Source organism: Bacillus sp. z50, assembly GCF_058313585.1.
The window spans coordinates 450,393-466,536 of the sequence record NZ_JBZFQL010000001.1; the positions used below are offsets into that span (position 1 = coordinate 450,393).

Sequence of the window (16,144 nt, forward strand, 5' to 3'; positions counted from 1 at the left end):
AAAACAATTAAATGTTGCAGAATAACATTAATTCACAAAAAAACCTCGGAATAATCCGAGGTTTTCATTATACTAAAACCGGTTCTACTTTTACTTCCTGAACTTTACGGATAATATCACGCGCTACCCAGACCCCACAGGCACTTGCCTGCGCTAATCCCCTTGTAATACCGCCTCCGTCTCCACCTACATATAAATTTAATATGTCTGACTGAAAGTGCTCATCTAAATTTGGTCTTGCTGAGTAGAATTTTGCCTCTACTCCATAAAACAATGTGTGCTCAGATGCTAATCCTGGCGTTACTTTATTTAATGCTTCGGTCATTTCTATTAAACTTTTCATTGTATTGTAGGGTAAAACCAAGCCTAAATCTCCTGGAACTGCTTCTTTCAAAGTAGGCTCGATAAAACCTTCTTTTATTCTCTTAACAGTAGATCGTCTTCCTTTTAAAATATCGCCGTACTTTTGAATAATTAAACCGCCATTTGAAAGGGCATTTGCCAGTTTTGATATCTCATGGGCATATTCTGTAGGCTTATCAAACGGCTCAGAAAATTTATGGGATACCAGTAATGCAAAGTTTGTATTATCACTGCCAAGTTCAGGATCTTTATAAGCATGACCATTCGCCAGCATAATTCCAGAATGATTTTCAACTACAACATGCCCGGAAGGATTGGAGCAGAATGTGCGAACCTGCGTACCAACAGAGGTATTGTAGATAAATTTACCTTCATATAAATGTTTATTGATTTCTTCCATTACCACATTGGATGTTTCAACCCTCACACCAATGTCAACCTGGTTACTCGTCATTTTAAATTTACGTTTTTTAAGAATCTCTGTTAACCATTTGGAACCGTCTCTCCCCGGTGCGACCACGACATAATCAGAATATAGCTTTTCTCCATCTTTAAGAACAATTCCTTTGGCTACATATTGGTTATCCTGCTTTTCAGTTAATACATCTTCTACTTCTGCCTTAAAAACCATATCTATTCTGTCTTTTAAATATTCATAAATACTTTTTAAAATTTCAAGATTCTGTTCCGTTCCTAAATGACGTACATAAGCTCGCAATAGCTTTAACCCTGCTGCATAGCCTGACTTCTCAATTCGGCGCACTTCTTCACTCATTGGATTCGTAAGCGTATCAGTAGCACCATGCTTTATGTTAATTGCATCTACATATTTTATCAGTTCCACAACTTGATTTTTTGATAAATAATCTGTCATCCACCCGCCAAATTCGCTTGTAATATTAAATTTCCCGTCAGAATACGCACCAGCTCCACCAAATCCGTTCGTAATGGAACAAGCAGGCAAACAACCCGCAAAGCTCTTTCGATTAGTAGGTGGCGGACATTTAACTATTCTCTTCTGTAATATTGGGCAGTTCCGTCTATATATATCATGACCTTTATCAATTAAAAGAACCTTCGCTTCCGGTAATTTTAGAGTAAATTCGTAGGCAGCAAATATTCCGGCAGGACCGGCACCCACGATAATTACATCATAATTCGTTTTCATATGAGGATCTCCTCCATTTATAGGTCTGCTCCGCACTAAAAATCATACCAAAGCGAACATGAACCGTCAACAGAAAATACGAACATTATTTTTGTAAATTATATTTTTGTTCGCCTTTAAAGTGTTTATATGTAGTTTTTATCCAAACACAAGATGTTTTTTTACCAATCCATTAAAAAAGGACGGATAACCGTCCTTTTTCCCTTTAATCAGCAAGGGCTGCAGAAAGAAGCACCGATAATAATAAGGAGGATAAATAACACAACAATCAATGCGAATCCGGAACCAAAACCGCCTCCGTGTCCGTAACCTCCACCGTAACCATATCCACCGCAACCGCTGAAACATCCATCTTGACCACCGTAATACATTTGTTTCACTCCTTTAGAAGTTCATCATTACATTTTTACTATATGTGTTATTCGCCCTTTAGGTATGTGCATTCGCCTAATTTGATTGCCTTTTTTATGTAAATATTGTAACATTATTGTAACATCAGACTAGATTATAGAAAGAAAAATGGGGGTTAATCGTATTTTCAAACGCAAGCAAGGGTTATTACTTGTTGTGATGGTTGCCACAGGTTTATTGTTTTTTTTCAGTTTTAATGTATTTTACAGCAAAAGCCAAACACAAGGCTTAATGGATAAATTAGAGAATGGACAAAAAATTCGCTATTTAGTATTAGGTGACAGTATTGGTCGCGGATCGGGAGCAGAAAAGCCTGAACTTACTTGGTTCTCCCAATTAGAAAACATGATTCATGAGAAATATGGAAGCAAAATGAACGGACAATATATTGTTCAAAGCGGTGCCACTTCATTTGAAGGCATCTATAAATTGCAAGAAACAAAGGTTTCCCCATACACAGATTTAATCTTCATTGTTTTTGGTGAAAATGACAGGAAATACATGCTGAAAGACGATTTTGCCGAATTGTATGAGAATCTAATCAGGCACGCTAAAATCAGTGCACCACAAGCAAACGTAATAACTGTGATTGAGAGCAGCTTGCCGGATGAGGGGTTTGCCCAAACAATCAAGGATATCAGCCAGCATTATGGAGCTGTCCCAGTAGATATGCGACCAGTCTTTAAACAGTCGCCATTATCGATTTCTGAATTAACAAAGGACTCCGTTCATCCAAATGGAAAAGGGTACTCTTTATATGCGAGTGAAATCTTTAACACCCTTAGTACATTGGATCACGCACAAAAATCAGTGACTCTGCCTAAAGCCAAATATATTCAAAACGAGTATCAATTAAAAATGAATGGGCGATACAATTATAATAACGGGTTTACGAAACATAATGGATTTCTCCATTCAAATAAAGAAAAGAGTCAATTAATCTATCAATTTAATGGACCAATTGTTGGCGCCGTTTTATTTCGCGGTCCAGATGGTGGTACGGCGAATATTTATATAGATGATCAATTTCATAGTACCATCAGTACTTGGTGGCCCTTTCAAAAAGAAAGATATATTTATCTGGCCAATAACCTCGGGGAAGGTACACATGAACTAAAGATTGTTCCTACCGGACTTCAAAGTAAATACAATTCAACGAACGAATCTTATATTAGGATTTCTGGGATACTTGAAAAGGATAAAGATTAATAAGGAACTACTGTTTGTTACGGTTTCTCTTTTTGAATTTAGAATCTCAATTCATTTTCCACTAGAAAAAATAACACGTAACAGCAAAAGAGGAAGCGAATATGCTTCCTCTTTTCAATTACTTTTCACCGCAAAAGCAATACTCATATTTACAAAAATTCATCCTGTGCTTCAAAAATGTTTGAAAAAATCCCATTTGTTCTTTTTCTATTTTAAAGTAGCCTGTAACTGGATGCTCTGCTGATAGGTTGAAAATCCTGCGATAGTCATCTAATGGAATAGATACTAGTTCCTCTTCACCAATAACGATCTTATCTTCATCACTAATTTCGTTCCATTGAATCATCCTAGTTGTTTCTTCCTCAGAGAAAAAATATGGCGACGTACATTGTTCAACAAACAGTCCATTACTTTCAGCAAATTGAATAGCGGATTGACAATTTACATTAGACCCAATATACATATAGTAATCATAGCCAAAGTGTATGAAGAATTGATCTTTACTATAGAGCTTACACCATATAAAATTTCGCAAAATCATTTTGCAAATCAAACGCAATTCATTTTTGTTTACCAACAGGTCTTCTTTGAGAACCAGCTTTTCAAATTCCTGTTCGTATAAAGGTGATGTAAGGTCTTCTTCAGAAATCTTCTTATCCAATTGCAAAATTCTTAGTGAATCAATATTACTTTCCTCCATGAATTTAATCATGGAATTTATATAAGCTGTCTCAACCTGAAGATATTCATGAAAAGTGAATTCCTTCCCATTAATAAATTCCCCTATTTCAGAAGGACAAGTCCATTCCTCCGCTATGGTATAGTACCCATTTTCATCCCTAAAATCAGGATTAAACTTTGTGACACACCACTGAAAATTTATTTGTTTAACCACCCTGTCCCTCCTCCATTCTCCGTAAGTAAAGTATATCATTTACATTAAATTTCATATTGAAATTCCAAATTGCAGGAGTTTTCTTTTTAACATCTCGTGTTTTGCAAGGGAATTTAAGGCTATAAAAGCTCTTAAAATGAAACGAGAACCCGTTAGGTATATGATGTAAAAATATATCATAAAGAAAAAATAACAGATTCACATTTTCCAAAACCCATTTGCTCTATTACGAATACGGATTACATAACAAAAAGGATAATCACCCAAGCAGGCAACGGTGTCCTCACTTAGAGAGATTATCCTTTACAATTTAATATCAGCTGAACAACTTTACATATCGCCCATATCCTTCTTTTTCCAATTCTTCTTTTGGTATAAACTTTAGTGCAGCAGAATTAATGCAGTATCTTATCCCTGCAGGACCCGGACCGTCGGGGAATACATGACCTAAATGAGAATCCGCTTCATTACTCCGGACTTCTACGCGACGCATGCCGTGTGAATAGTCGTCCTTTTCGATTACTTCAGACTCATCAATAGGTTTTGTGAAACTTGGCCAACCACACCCCGCGTCATATTTATCCTTTGAACTGAAGAGTGGCTTTCCCGAAACGATATCCACATAGATCCCTTCTTGTTGGTTGTCCCAGTATTCATTTCGAAAAGGCGGTTCTGTACCACTTCGCTGGGTTACGTCATATTGCATAGGTGTTAGTTCTTTTAGACGATCAGAATAATTGGTCAATTATTTTCACCCCAATGCTCTTTAATAAACCCAGAACGCCCTGAACCTACTTGATAGGATTCATAATGATCTTTATTCTTCTTATAGAAATGCTGATGGTACTCCTCAGCTGGATAAAAGGTTTTGGCAGGAAGAATCGGTGTTACAATTTCCTTTGTAAATCTACCGCTGTTACCCAACTCTTTTTTGGATTGCTCCGCAATTTCCTTTTGTTCCTCGGTTGTATAGAAAATGGCTGTCTTATAGGAGTCTCCTCGATCACAAAATTGTCCGCCTGCATCTGTTGGGTCAATTTGCTGCCAGAATAACTCCACAATTGATTTATATTTTATAATAGCGGGATCAAATGTAATTTCTACTGCTTCTACATGTCCAGTACTACCTGAACAAACTTCCTCGTAAGTAGGATTTTCTTTATGTCCGCCTGTATAGCCTGAAATAACACTTTTTACTCCTGGAAATGTGTCAAAGGGTTTTACCATGCACCAAAAACACCCACCGGCAAATATTGCTTTTTCCATCATCCTACCTCCTTTTGAGTTTATATTTATAAACGTATAGATATTCTACCCTTTTATTGTCAATTAAGAAAATGGTTTGCTTAAGACTTTTCTTATATAAAGACACATGCCTAAGCTCTCTTGCATATAGCTAGAATATAATTTGGAAGTGCGAGGAGTGAGACCAATGTCCTCTATGAATGGACAAAGCTATTATCAGAAGGCAAAGGAATACGATTTACTCTCCCAGTATTACAAATATACAAATCCTGATTTGTATATTAAGTATTACTATAGACATCTGCATTATATGGATCAGTTACTTCATCAAGGGGCAGGAAATGAGCGGACTACGCTTGGTAAGATAAGGTTTTTTCATGCCCTTCCATCTGTAAAAAGCATAGATTTATATATAAACGGAACACGAATTTTCAAGAACGTCCCCTCTAAATCTGTTAGTCATTATTTATCACTGCCTGAGGGGAAATATGAATTTGATCTTTATCCGAGCGGCCAATCACATTCCGCTTTGTTAAGCAGAAAAGTAGACATTAAAGAAGGAACCCCTTATACCATTATTGCTGCAGCAAATCAAAAAGGATATTCTCTCTTTTCAATCGAGGATAATCTTACTCTTCCGACCAGGGAGACAAAGTTAAACTGCCTAAATCTAAATCCTGATTCAGCTGGTATCGATATCGCTGTAACAGGTGGAGATACCATATTTTCTAATTTAGCCTATAAAAAGCCCAGCTCGTATCTTGGCTTGACTCCGATGACAGTAGAAATTTTAGTGAAATGTTCAAGATTGAAAGAAATGATTCTTGATCCTTTTTCCGTCACCCTGCATCCCGACCAAATATATACGATGGTTATTTTAAGCTCGGGAAATGAACATAAAGATCCTGAAATTGTGTTTATCTAAAAAAAGAGAGGAATTGTATCCATGGATTCATGGTACAATTCCTCTCTTTACAATTATTCCACCGGAACTAACAAGCTTAACTCAATATCATCATTTTTGAGATCAAAAGCCTTTGCTTTAACTGTGATTCCACTCTTAAGATCCATTTGGCTTAATGCCAAATATATGGTTTTTTCTTTAGGTCGTATCATAACCCATTCAGGTGTATCATATTTTTCGTTAATATAATTCAATACAAATGTTGCCGGCAAGCTCATACCGCCAATTTGAATAGCTTCATGTTTTAAAAGTAAATCCCCATTTGTGAGTGTAACTGGTTCAAATAACACCTTGATTTCGACATTTCTGCCAAACGCGGATAGTGTTCCGTACAATTCAAGACTTTCCTTTAATAGCACCTCATATTTAATTGGACTATCTGAGCTTTCTTCCTCAATATAATAATTAATAATCCGATTAAGGTCTTCCTTATTGGATGTAAACGGTATCTCTACTTTTTCATCGTTAGTGGCTAGTTTATTTAATGATTCTTCATCCTTTATCGGACGAGTCGTCCAATAAATCAGAACACAGACTGCAATTAGGTTGATTGCCAATAGCCCCAAAAAAAGTCCTTTCCACTTGTTATCTATTTTGAAGATTCTCCTCATTCTTCTCCCCCTCTTGTACCATCCTCATCGTATTTATGTTTTTAACAGTACTCTCTTTCATTTTCTCATATATACGTGAAGCAATAATCTCATAGCCCTTGTCATTCGGATGAAAATAATCCTCTTTGTATAAAAGATTTTCATTTGATTTTGAGAATGCATCATCAATTCGGATAAAAAAAGCATTTGGATCCTCAGAAACTATTCCCTCACTGACTCTATTCCAATCATCCATGATAATATCCAGTTCCTGAAATGCTGATATCCATTTCCCGAAAGGGTTATACAAGCCAACAAAATAAATTTCTGCTTCTTTATTATATTGTCTAATTATACTAAAGATTTCTTTCAGTCGCTCTTCATATTGAATAGCTTCCAGATTAAAATCCTGTATGGTTAAATTTGTAAATTGTTCTTTTACAACTCTCATGATATCGTTTCCGCCAATCGTAATGATAATGGCATCAGAAGTTTGTATATCGGCTATTAACTGTGGCGTATTCAGCCGTCTTAAAAGATCTGAAGATCGATTGCCGCGGATACCGTGGTTGGTAAATTCCGCTTCTCTTATCCCCTTATTTTGTTCTAAATAGGAGACTAAATAAGGAATATATCCCCCTTGATCACTGCTATCCCCAACACCCTGGGTCAATGAATCCCCCAGTGAAACTACCTTCACATCGGTTGGAAAGAAATCATTCGGAATTTCCCGCTTTAATGCTTTTGTTATAGATGAGGCTGAATGTTCTTCCACTTGCTTTCCAAAAAAATATTGATAAGGACTGCATCCTGAAAGCATAAATATCATAATCACAGTTATCAAGGTTTTCCAAAACATAGCTGTCACCTGCCTAAAGATTACTCTTTATTATATTCATTATAGTTACAATAAATATCCTTATCATATAAAAAAAGACAGGTTTCCCCTGCCCCTAATTTGACTGTAGTATTTTTATATGTTTAATAATATCCTCGAATGGAATACCTTCAACACCAGAATATTGCTGAACAACTGTGCCCTCTTGATCGACCAATGAAAAGCTCGTTCCATGAATTACCTGGTCCCCTTCAGCAGGCTTCTGCACCAATACTTTAAAGCTATCCTTCGCTAGGCTTTCAATCGTTTCTTGGTCATACCCTGTTAAGAAGCTCCAATTATCGAAATTCGCCTGAAAGCTTTCCCCGTATTTTTTCAAAATAGAAGGATTGTCTACTTCCGGATCGATACTAAAGGAAACAAAATGTACATCTTCAAGACCTTCTTCAGTAATCATATTTTGAAGCTTTTTCATATTGGAAGTCATCGGCAAACATACTGTATTGCAATTTGTAAAGATAAAATCAGCGATCCATACTTTTCCTTCTAAATCACCTTTTGATACTTTTTGTTCATTTTGGTCTGTAAAAGTAAAATCTTCTACCTTCCAATTTACCGCATTAGGTATTTCTTGTTGAGAGCAACCATTAATAATGAAAACCAGAAAAAATACCATTGCTATTTTGCCAAAATAGTTCATGAATTAACCACCCTGTGTTTAATCTCTAATACTGTTAATTTTATCAAAATCTGTATTTTCACAAAAGTATTTTGCCTTTGATTGACAGATTGTTTTATCCTTTTGAGATTTAAACATTGGTAGTTTCGTTTGAGTTTCTTTGACTCGTTATAAAACCCTACTCGAACTGAATTTGAATCGTCACAATTTCAGAGCGTGTACCAATCCGAATAGGCGGTCCCCAAAAACCAAAACCGGATGTTACGATCGAGTCCATCTGACCCTTTTTTAAATAGCCCCAATCATTTTCATATATCGCTTCAGTAATTAGATTTCCCGGAAAAATCTGGCCGCGATGGGTATGACCGGAAACCATTAAGTCAACGCCTTCTTGCTGCGCAATATCAAGTTCATAGGGCTGATGTTCCAACAAAATGGCGGGCTTTTCGAGATTTACACCGCTCATTAATTTTTCTAAAGGCAACCTATCTTCCTCAGTTCGATCCTTGCGCCCAATGAGAGTGAATTCTTCTTTAACCTCTACGGTTTCATCGTACAGCACTTGAATTCCGCTGCGCTCTACCGCTTCAATCAGTTCCTGCATCGTACCATCGTGCTTATCATGATTTCCAAGGGATGCATACACCCCATATGGTGCCTGAAGCTTGGATAATATCCGATCGATCTTCTGATCAAGGAATGGTTGAACATCATCATCAAATAAATCTCCAGGCAAAAGGATTAAATCAGGATTCAGTTCGTTAACTTTCTTTACAAAACGCTCCGCATGGTCTTTACCCGATAGCAACCCAAAATGTGTATCTGCAGCCATCACGATATGTAGGTTTTCGAGAGACGAGGAACCTTTATCCATCTTAATTTCATAGTTACGTACGACTGGGCTATAGGCATTATATGTACCGTATATCATAAATGTTATTAACAGCCCTAAAGTGATGATCCCTGCCCATAACTGCGTTTTCGGCCGATGCAGCCGTGTCAGGCGTAGAAGAATAACTGTAATATGAGCAAGAGGAACTAGCATTAACAGTAAGTAAAAGCATGCCATCCAATAAGCTCCAGCAATATTTAAAAATGTCAGCCCAGAAAAGCGGCCAATTATAAATGAGCTTGCTGCAAGTATAATGATGAGGCTGTATAGGATTTTAAATCGTCGGCTTGAAGATTCCGGTCGTAGCCAACGATATCCCCGCCAGCCTATATAGTAGACGAGGCCACCATAAAGCAGCAGTGCAATAATCAGAATAAGAATGAACATATGTATTCCATAAGACTCCTTTTCACATGACTTTTATCATTTTAGTTTAATAAGGTAACATCCTACTTTATTATGACTTACCTATTCTTGATTGTTAATTTATTTGATTTTTATTTTATTCCATATCAACTAAAAGGGACATACACTTTAAAAGTTGTTCCTTTGTTTTTCTCACTTTCGACTTCAATTTTCCCTTTCATTCTCTCGATAACTTGATAACAAACCATCAATCCAATGCCGGTTCCTTTATCTTTTAATGAGTAGAAGGCTGTGCCTAAACGTTTTATTTGTTCCTCACTCATACCATTACCTGTATCTGATACCGAAAAGACTATACACTCTCCTTCTTTCTGAATGGATAAAGTCAGTTCGCCGCCATCCTTCATTGCCTCAATCCCATTTTTCATAATATTGATTAATACCTGCTTCACTTCGTTTGTATTTATGTATATTTCCAAGTCAAAATCCAATTCGAAGTGTAAATGAATATTGCTGACCATTAAGGCATATCCGTTCATTAAATCAACAATATGAGCTGAGAACTCTGATAACATCACATATTCCTTCGATCCTAAGTCCGGCTTGGCAAGAGATAGATAATCGTTAATAATTCCTTCAGCCCGATTGATTTCGTCCACCATTAATTTTATATATGATAATTCCTCTTCAGATAACTTGCTTTTATTTTGGAAGATTTGCAGAAATCCTTTCACAACGGTCATAGGATTTCGAATCTCATGAGCAACAGATGCTGCTAATTGTCCAATGGCGTTCATTTTTTCAGCTTGTTGCAGCTCTTTTTGGATACTCGTCCTATATACAATATTATCAATTTCCTTTATGGCTTCATCAAAATTATTAATCAGCATTTCATTATTAGATTTAGAACCAATTTGTACTGAAGTAATTGAAAGCTTTTCAAATAAAATATGAAGCTGATGAACCATATAGTTGAATTGTTCAAAAAGCTCCTCAAATTCTGTTGAGGAATCTTCGGTTAACTTAATATTAAATTCACCCTGACTTACCTTCGTTATCCCTATAATCAACTTATGAACAGGGCCCATTAATTTATTTAAATAATGACAAAGGACACCATATGCCATACAAAAAATAATTAATATACTTCCAATGAATAGGAGTAACCAATACAAGTTTTTCGTGAACACTTCATCTGCATTGATTGTCACCGCTAATATAGCTTTATTAGACCCTTCTAATCCATCAATTCCAGCATAGGCATTGACCCATTTATTCGAAGATTCCTTATATATTTTTGTTATTTGCGGATTTTCACCATGTATGACCTTTTGAATATAAGGTAGGGTTCGTTTGCTTGGTATAAAGGGAGACCCTTCCTTTATACCATTAGGTTGAGTACCATCTGATGCACTGATGATTTCATAATGCTTTTTATTTTCGTTATATAAAATAATATGTCCGGAAAATAAGTGATTACTCTGTTTATCCATTTCGTTCAGATAGGTTTTCAGTTTAGACCTTGCACCTATTGAGGAATCAGTATTAACTGAAGCTTCATTTATTAATCGGGAGGGAATCATTGATGAGCCAAACATAACCATCCCCTTACCTCTTTCATACAATATATCTTCTGTATAAGCATTCATTAATTTATACCCAATAATCGAGATAAGAATGATAGTAATGAGCATTAACAAGACTAATAGCGTCAAAATTTTGCGTTTGATTGACATCGACTTTTTTATATTCTTCATAGATCCCTCACACAGTTTCATAGTATCTATCTATAATTAGACAAAATTAGGCAGTTTTCCTGTAATAAATATAAAATAATCGCAAAATCAAAAAAAAATACACTATCTCGATCTTGGATAGTGCATTTCTCTTACTGTTACATTAGTCGGCGTAATACATAAAGCCGATTGCCCCAATTCCCGTATGTGTACTAATAATCGGTGTTGTTTCATAAATTGGTACATCATCTATACCAAGTTCACGGATGATCATTTCTTTCAATTTTGTTGCAAGTTCGATTGCATCTGCGTGGGTTATGCCAATCCCCTTTAGAACTTTCCCCTCAATATCCTGCATAAGCTGCTTTACTAAGAATTTCACGATTTGGCCTTGACTTCTCACTTTCGCTACAGGAGTATACTCTCCTGTATCAAGTGAAGCAATCGGTTTGATATTTAAGAGAGAACTTAACATAGCTTTTCCTTTTCCAATTCGGCCGCCCTTAACTAGATTCTCAAGGGTATCCACCACCACAAAAAGTCGAGTATTTTCCCTAATATGATCCAATTTTTCAACAATCTCATCCATCGTTTTACCTTCTCTTGCCATTTCAGATGCCGCTAGTACCTGGAATCCCAGTGCATTGGATATATATTTGGAATTAACTACTGCAACTTTCCCATCAGCCATTCTGGCAGCAGTTTGAGCCGATTGCACAGTACCGCTCATTTGAGCAGTCATATGAATAGACAACACTTCACTTCCATCTTCTGTAAGTTTATTATATACTTCCAGAAATTCACCTGCTGGGGGCTGGGAACTTTTTGGCAATTCTTCTGATTGCTGCATTTTGGTAATAAATTCTTTAGATGTAATATCTACTCCATCAATGTATGTTTCGCCATTTATTGTAATTGAGAGTGGTACAACTGTTATGTCATTTTCTGCGATGATCTCCTTTGGCAGATCAAGCGTGGAATCAGTAACAATTTTAATATTTGGCATAGTTTCACTTCCTATATGTATGACTAATCATATTATACATGGTAGAAAATTAAATTTAAATGAATTTCATTTTCATTAATATAAGTTTATGCAAAATTCTTATAATTTAAATACTCAATTCCAGCAAATCCTACCATGTAAATTTGTTAATCGATTTACGTTAAACGAAAGCATAACTGGCATGCAGCTGTACTAAATATATATTTCCTAAATTTAACTATTTATTATTTCCCCTCATCATGTATATAAACTCCAAGCTATTCTATTATTAAAAATAAAAAGAGTGTGAATCACTGTAGATTCACACTCTGCTGCATTCAAATTTCGTACTTAATTTAAATCCTGTTCCAGTTCGTACTGTTCTGCTTTTATTAGCTTTCGTTTATATACAAATTTTGATAGTGAAATGCTGATTTCATATAACAGCAATAACGGAACTGAAACTACAAAATCAGATAAAAATTCAGGCGGTGTAATAATAATCGCAACCACGATTAACACAAAATATGCGTATTTCCGATACTTCGCCATAATATACGGATTCAAGATACCCAAGGACGTCAAAAACATCATGACGACTGGCAATTCAAAGAGAAATGCAAACGGCAATGACATATGAATAATAAATTTCAAATATTTATCTGCCGTATAGGATGTCGTCATCACATCATTACCCAAATCTGTCAAGAAACTCATAACGATTGGAAAGATGACAAAATAGCCAAAGGATAATCCTGCTATAAACAGAAGAAATAATGCAGGTATATAGGATAATGCAATTTTTTGTTCGTGTTTCAAAAGTGCAGGTTTTATAAACAGCCAGAGTTGAATTGCTAGAACAGGTATTGTACAGGCAATAGCCACTATGGAGGCTATTGTAAAGTAAATCCACATAACATCACTAGGGCCAAGTACAATAAGCTTCTCATCTACATTACGAGTAAAAAATTTATATATGTCTTTAACGAAGAAAAAAGATACACATAAAAACAGTATAAAAGCAGTTACTGTGATGATTAACCTTGTTCTCAATTCATCAAGGTGCTCTATCATATTTAATTCTTTCTCTTCCAAACTAGAGTCACGCCTTTCTGAATCCCTTTAAAGAGGTGCAAGAATAAATTCTCACACCTCTTTTAAATAAACTATTAAATTATTTATTGATCTCTTTTTTAACATCCTTTATATCATCCACTACATCACTGGTTAAATCTTTTGTAGAATTTTTAAATTCACGTAATGTTTGACCGAAAGCTCTGCCGATTTCAGGTAGCTTTTTAGGTCCAAAGATAATCAGGACAAGCAAAAGGATTAACAGCAATCCTGGTACACCAATATTTGAAAACATTCTTTTCTCCCTCCCAAGCTGAAATGAATCTAATTCTATTATAATTGTTTTAAAGGTAAAGAAAAGTAATAATTTCATATACAAACAGAATATACTAACTTTTACTTATTTAGGAATTCGTTTTGTTAAATAAATCTACCATTCTAACTTATATTAAAAATTGATGAAGGCTGCTTCCTTTCTTTACTTCAACAAACTGGAATCCTTTAGTCTCCATTCGCTGCATCAGTCCATTATAATCCTCTCTTTTTTGCAATTCGATGCCAACAAGTGCAGGACCATTGTCTTTATTATTCTTCTTCGTATATTCAAACCTGGTTATGTCATCATTTGGTCCAAGCACCTCATCGAGAAATTCTCGCAGTGCACCCGCTCGCTGTGGAAAATGAACAATGAAATGATGCAGGAGACCTTCATATTGAAGAGAGCGGTCTTTGATATCCTGCATTCTTCCAATATCATTATTACCTCCGCTTATGATGCACACGACCGTTTTTCCTACCAATTGCTCTTGATACAAATCCAGTGCTGCAACGGACATAGCTCCGGCCGGTTCAGCCACAATCGCGTGTTCATTATATAATTCCAGAATCGTGGTACATACTTTCCCTTCCGGCACAGTAACCACATCCTTAAGCAAGTCACGGCAAATAGCAAATGTTTTCTCTCCAACCTCTTTTACTGCAGCTCCATCAACAAAGGAATCAATTTGCGGAAGTTTAACCACCTGTCCCTCTTTGATCGCAGTTTGCATAGATGGTGCCCCAACTGGCTCCACACCGATACAGGCAGTATTGGGAGAGACACTTGCACTGTATGCAGCTATACCTGACATCAATCCGCCGCCGCCAACACTACCAAAAATATAGTCAACAGGTACATCCATATCCTGAAACATCTCAACAGCTACCGTACCTTGTCCTGAAATCACATTTTGATCATTAAACGGATGAATGAACGCCCTATTTTCTGCTTCCTCACATTTCCTTGCTTCTATAAATGAATCATCAAACGTATCACCAATCAGGATAATTTCCACATATTCTTTGCCAAATAACTCCACCTGATTAACTTTTTGTCTTGGAGTGGTCGTAGGCATATAGATTTTACCCTTTACCTTTAATTCATTACATGCGTAAGCAACTCCCTGAGCATGATTGCCGGCACTGGCGCATACTATACCATTTTGCAATTCCTCTTTCGATAGATTTAGCATCGCATAAAATGCCCCACGCAATTTAAAAGAACGTACATATTGAAGGTCTTCTCTTTTCAAATAAACATTACAATGATACTTTTCTGACAACCTCTTATTTCTTTGCAAAGGAGTGTGAGCAACCTTGTCTTTTAATTGCTGATACGCAATTAAAATTTGTTCAGGTGATACTCCTTCATTTGTTTTCACCAGATGCCTCATATGCTCTCCTCCATTACTTTTATTAATTTATAAAATTATAGCAGGTACGAATAATAAATCAACAGAATTTTTAGAAAAATCAATATAGTAGAATTCAACTGATATACTTTTAATAATTTACAAATTAATTCCGTGTGATTAATTTGGCTACATTGATGACTTGATGAAATGCTGACCACTTTTTCAAAGCTTCAAAAAACGACAAAACAGGTAGAATTTTCTCCACCTGTTTTGTCGTTCTAGCACTAATGATACGTATGCCTTTGATTTGATTTATGCACCCTTTAACAGATTGCTTCTTTCCTCTTTGATTCTAGTATGAATATGTTCAGCCACTGCTGTCATTCCCTCTTCTTCGTATTGTTCAGAGGTAATCGCAGGCAATATAACAAGTTTAACCTTCCCAGGCTTTATCTTATTATTGTTATTCTCAAACAAGTCCGCAGTACCTGTAATCATAAAAGGTACAATCGGCACCCTAGTATCTTTAGCAAGACGCAATGAGCCCGCTTTAAATTCACCAATCTCCTTACCTCTGTTGCGAGTACCCTCTGGAAAAATGAGAATTGAGTGGCCATCCTTTAATTTCTGTACCCCTTCTCTAATAGCCTGTATAGAAGCACGTCGATCCTTACGATCCATAAACACGCAGCCCATTACTTCCATCCAGCCAGCAACAATCGGAATTTTTTTTACTTCAATTTTTGAAATAAAGCCAAACGGCTTGGAGATACCAGCCATTAATACGGGTATATCAAAATCCCCTTCATGATTTCCTACAAATAATACTGGCCCATCCGGAATATTTTCGGACCCTACGACTTCCAGCTCACAGCCTGAATTCTTTAAAAATCCTTTTGCCCATTTTTTCGGAATTTGTTGAATTTCCACATCGTCATGAGCATTATTTTTCTCATAAACCTTCTTCATTTTAGATAGTCCTGGTAAGCTGTACAATAAAAAGCCACATAAATAAATAACCATATAAATTAACCGTAGCAATGTAATAAAACCTCC

At 36.1% G+C, this 16,144-nt stretch carries 17 protein-coding genes; 2 read left to right on the plus strand and 15 right to left on the minus strand.

Features of this window, described 5'->3' with window-relative positions; all coding sequences use genetic code 11:
• Nucleotides 1-67 precede the first annotated feature (67 nt).
• Nucleotides 68-1,531: an NAD(P)/FAD-dependent oxidoreductase gene (locus AC4G3N_RS01985; protein WP_066107115.1), complete on the minus strand. Its 1,464-nt coding sequence runs from the start codon at nt 1,529-1,531 to the stop codon at nt 68-70.
• 209 nt (nt 1,532-1,740) lie between these two features.
• Nucleotides 1,741-1,902 carry a YjcZ family sporulation protein gene (locus tag AC4G3N_RS01990; RefSeq protein ID WP_066107118.1) on the minus strand — a complete coding sequence of 54 codons (162 nt, stop codon included), beginning with the start codon at nt 1,900-1,902 and terminating at the stop codon, nt 1,741-1,743.
• A gap of 148 nt (nt 1,903-2,050) precedes the next feature.
• On the opposite strand from AC4G3N_RS01990, the gene AC4G3N_RS01995 reads away from it, so the two are divergent.
• Nucleotides 2,051-3,151 carry an SGNH/GDSL hydrolase family protein gene (locus AC4G3N_RS01995; RefSeq protein ID WP_491089631.1) on the plus strand — a complete coding sequence of 367 codons (1,101 nt, stop codon included), beginning with the start codon at nt 2,051-2,053 and terminating at the stop codon, nt 3,149-3,151.
• A gap of 118 nt (nt 3,152-3,269) precedes the next feature.
• Here the strand turns inward: AC4G3N_RS01995 and AC4G3N_RS02000 are convergent, their stop codons facing one another.
• The 3 genes from AC4G3N_RS02000 to msrA all read right to left on the minus strand — a co-directional run bounded on the left by AC4G3N_RS02000 (nt 3,270) and on the right by msrA (nt 5,312).
• A complete protein-coding gene (locus AC4G3N_RS02000; protein WP_066107121.1) occupies nt 3,270-4,046 on the minus strand; it encodes a DUF7683 domain-containing protein in 777 nt (258 codons plus the stop codon).
• A gap of 316 nt (nt 4,047-4,362) precedes the next feature.
• Complete coding sequence (gene msrB / locus AC4G3N_RS02005) at nt 4,363-4,752, minus strand: peptide-methionine (R)-S-oxide reductase MsrB (RefSeq protein WP_066107820.1); 390 nt, start codon at nt 4,750-4,752, stop codon at nt 4,363-4,365.
• Nucleotides 4,753-4,787: 35 nt separating this feature from the next.
• Nucleotides 4,788-5,312, minus strand: coding sequence for a peptide-methionine (S)-S-oxide reductase MsrA (msrA, locus tag AC4G3N_RS02010; protein ID WP_373925470.1), 525 nt, complete (start codon nt 5,310-5,312; stop codon nt 4,788-4,790).
• A gap of 166 nt (nt 5,313-5,478) precedes the next feature.
• Here msrA and AC4G3N_RS02015 point away from each other — a divergent pair, with 166 nt between their 5' ends.
• Nucleotides 5,479-6,216, plus strand: a complete 738-nt coding sequence (locus tag AC4G3N_RS02015) for a DUF4397 domain-containing protein (protein WP_490551376.1) — start codon at nt 5,479-5,481, stop codon at nt 6,214-6,216.
• A gap of 53 nt (nt 6,217-6,269) precedes the next feature.
• On the opposite strand, the gene AC4G3N_RS02020 is transcribed toward AC4G3N_RS02015, so the two are convergent.
• The 10 genes from AC4G3N_RS02020 to AC4G3N_RS02065 all read right to left on the minus strand — a co-directional run bounded on the left by AC4G3N_RS02020 (nt 6,270) and on the right by AC4G3N_RS02065 (nt 16,129).
• Nucleotides 6,270-6,866, minus strand: a complete 597-nt coding sequence (locus tag AC4G3N_RS02020) for a YpmS family protein (protein WP_490551375.1) — start codon at nt 6,864-6,866, stop codon at nt 6,270-6,272.
• On the minus strand, nt 6,841-7,704 hold the full coding sequence (locus AC4G3N_RS02025; protein ID WP_490551374.1) for an SGNH/GDSL hydrolase family protein: 864 nt from the start codon (nt 7,702-7,704) through the stop codon (nt 6,841-6,843). Before AC4G3N_RS02025 ends, AC4G3N_RS02020 begins: the two co-directional genes overlap by 26 nt.
• A 94-nt stretch (nt 7,705-7,798) precedes the next feature.
• Nucleotides 7,799-8,383 carry an SCO family protein gene (locus tag AC4G3N_RS02030; protein ID WP_175354300.1) on the minus strand — a complete coding sequence of 195 codons (585 nt, stop codon included), beginning with the start codon at nt 8,381-8,383 and terminating at the stop codon, nt 7,799-7,801.
• A 157-nt stretch (nt 8,384-8,540) separates the two neighbouring features.
• Entirely contained in the window at nt 8,541-9,641 is a 1,101-nt protein-coding gene (locus tag AC4G3N_RS02035) for a metallophosphoesterase (protein ID WP_066107145.1), read from the minus strand.
• Between the two features lie 125 nt (nt 9,642-9,766).
• A complete protein-coding gene (locus AC4G3N_RS02040) occupies nt 9,767-11,377 on the minus strand; it encodes an ATP-binding protein (RefSeq protein WP_491089632.1) in 1,611 nt (536 codons plus the stop codon).
• Between the two features lie 142 nt (nt 11,378-11,519).
• Nucleotides 11,520-12,362, minus strand: a complete 843-nt coding sequence (locus AC4G3N_RS02045) for a DegV family protein (RefSeq protein WP_066107152.1) — start codon at nt 12,360-12,362, stop codon at nt 11,520-11,522.
• Between the two features lie 330 nt (nt 12,363-12,692).
• Nucleotides 12,693-13,436, minus strand: a complete 744-nt coding sequence (tatC, locus tag AC4G3N_RS02050) for a twin-arginine translocase subunit TatC (protein ID WP_066107156.1) — start codon at nt 13,434-13,436, stop codon at nt 12,693-12,695.
• Between the two features lie 79 nt (nt 13,437-13,515).
• On the minus strand, nt 13,516-13,710 hold the full coding sequence (locus AC4G3N_RS02055) for a twin-arginine translocase TatA/TatE family subunit (protein ID WP_066107160.1): 195 nt from the start codon (nt 13,708-13,710) through the stop codon (nt 13,516-13,518).
• A 148-nt stretch (nt 13,711-13,858) separates the two neighbouring features.
• Nucleotides 13,859-15,127: a threonine ammonia-lyase IlvA gene (gene ilvA / locus AC4G3N_RS02060; protein WP_491089633.1), complete on the minus strand. Its 1,269-nt coding sequence runs from the start codon at nt 15,125-15,127 to the stop codon at nt 13,859-13,861.
• Between the two features lie 273 nt (nt 15,128-15,400).
• Nucleotides 15,401-16,129, minus strand: coding sequence for a lysophospholipid acyltransferase family protein (locus AC4G3N_RS02065; protein WP_257469020.1), 729 nt, complete (start codon nt 16,127-16,129; stop codon nt 15,401-15,403).
• Nucleotides 16,130-16,144 lie beyond the last annotated feature (15 nt).

Excerpts from the sequence above, each read along its gene's own strand:
- AC4G3N_RS02020 (WP_490551375.1), bottom strand. The coding sequence starts at position 6,866 with ATGAGGAGAATCTTCAAAATAGATAACAAGTGGAAAGGACTTTTTTTG.
- AC4G3N_RS02045 (WP_066107152.1), bottom strand. The coding sequence starts at position 12,362 with ATGCCAAATATTAAAATTGTTACTGATTCCACGCTTGATCTGCCAAAG.
- AC4G3N_RS01985 (WP_066107115.1), bottom strand. The coding sequence starts at position 1,531 with ATGAAAACGAATTATGATGTAATTATCGTGGGTGCCGGTCCTGCCGGA.
- AC4G3N_RS02015 (WP_490551376.1), top strand. The coding sequence starts at position 5,479 with ATGTCCTCTATGAATGGACAAAGCTATTATCAGAAGGCAAAGGAATAC.
- AC4G3N_RS02035 (WP_066107145.1), bottom strand. The coding sequence starts at position 9,641 with ATGTTCATTCTTATTCTGATTATTGCACTGCTGCTTTATGGTGGCCTC.
- AC4G3N_RS01990 (WP_066107118.1), bottom strand. The coding sequence starts at position 1,902 with ATGTATTACGGTGGTCAAGATGGATGTTTCAGCGGTTGCGGTGGATAT.
- AC4G3N_RS02030 (WP_175354300.1), bottom strand. The coding sequence starts at position 8,383 with ATGAACTATTTTGGCAAAATAGCAATGGTATTTTTTCTGGTTTTCATT.
- msrA (WP_373925470.1), bottom strand. The coding sequence starts at position 5,312 with ATGGAAAAAGCAATATTTGCCGGTGGGTGTTTTTGGTGCATGGTAAAA.
- msrB (WP_066107820.1), bottom strand. The coding sequence starts at position 4,752 with ATGCAATATGACGTAACCCAGCGAAGTGGTACAGAACCGCCTTTTCGA.
- AC4G3N_RS02025 (WP_490551374.1), bottom strand. The coding sequence starts at position 7,704 with ATGTTTTGGAAAACCTTGATAACTGTGATTATGATATTTATGCTTTCA.
- AC4G3N_RS01995 (WP_491089631.1), top strand. The coding sequence starts at position 2,051 with ATGGGGGTTAATCGTATTTTCAAACGCAAGCAAGGGTTATTACTTGTT.
- AC4G3N_RS02040 (WP_491089632.1), bottom strand. The coding sequence starts at position 11,377 with ATGAAGAATATAAAAAAGTCGATGTCAATCAAACGCAAAATTTTGACG.
- ilvA (WP_491089633.1), bottom strand. The coding sequence starts at position 15,127 with ATGAGGCATCTGGTGAAAACAAATGAAGGAGTATCACCTGAACAAATT.
- AC4G3N_RS02055 (WP_066107160.1), bottom strand. The coding sequence starts at position 13,710 with ATGTTTTCAAATATTGGTGTACCAGGATTGCTGTTAATCCTTTTGCTT.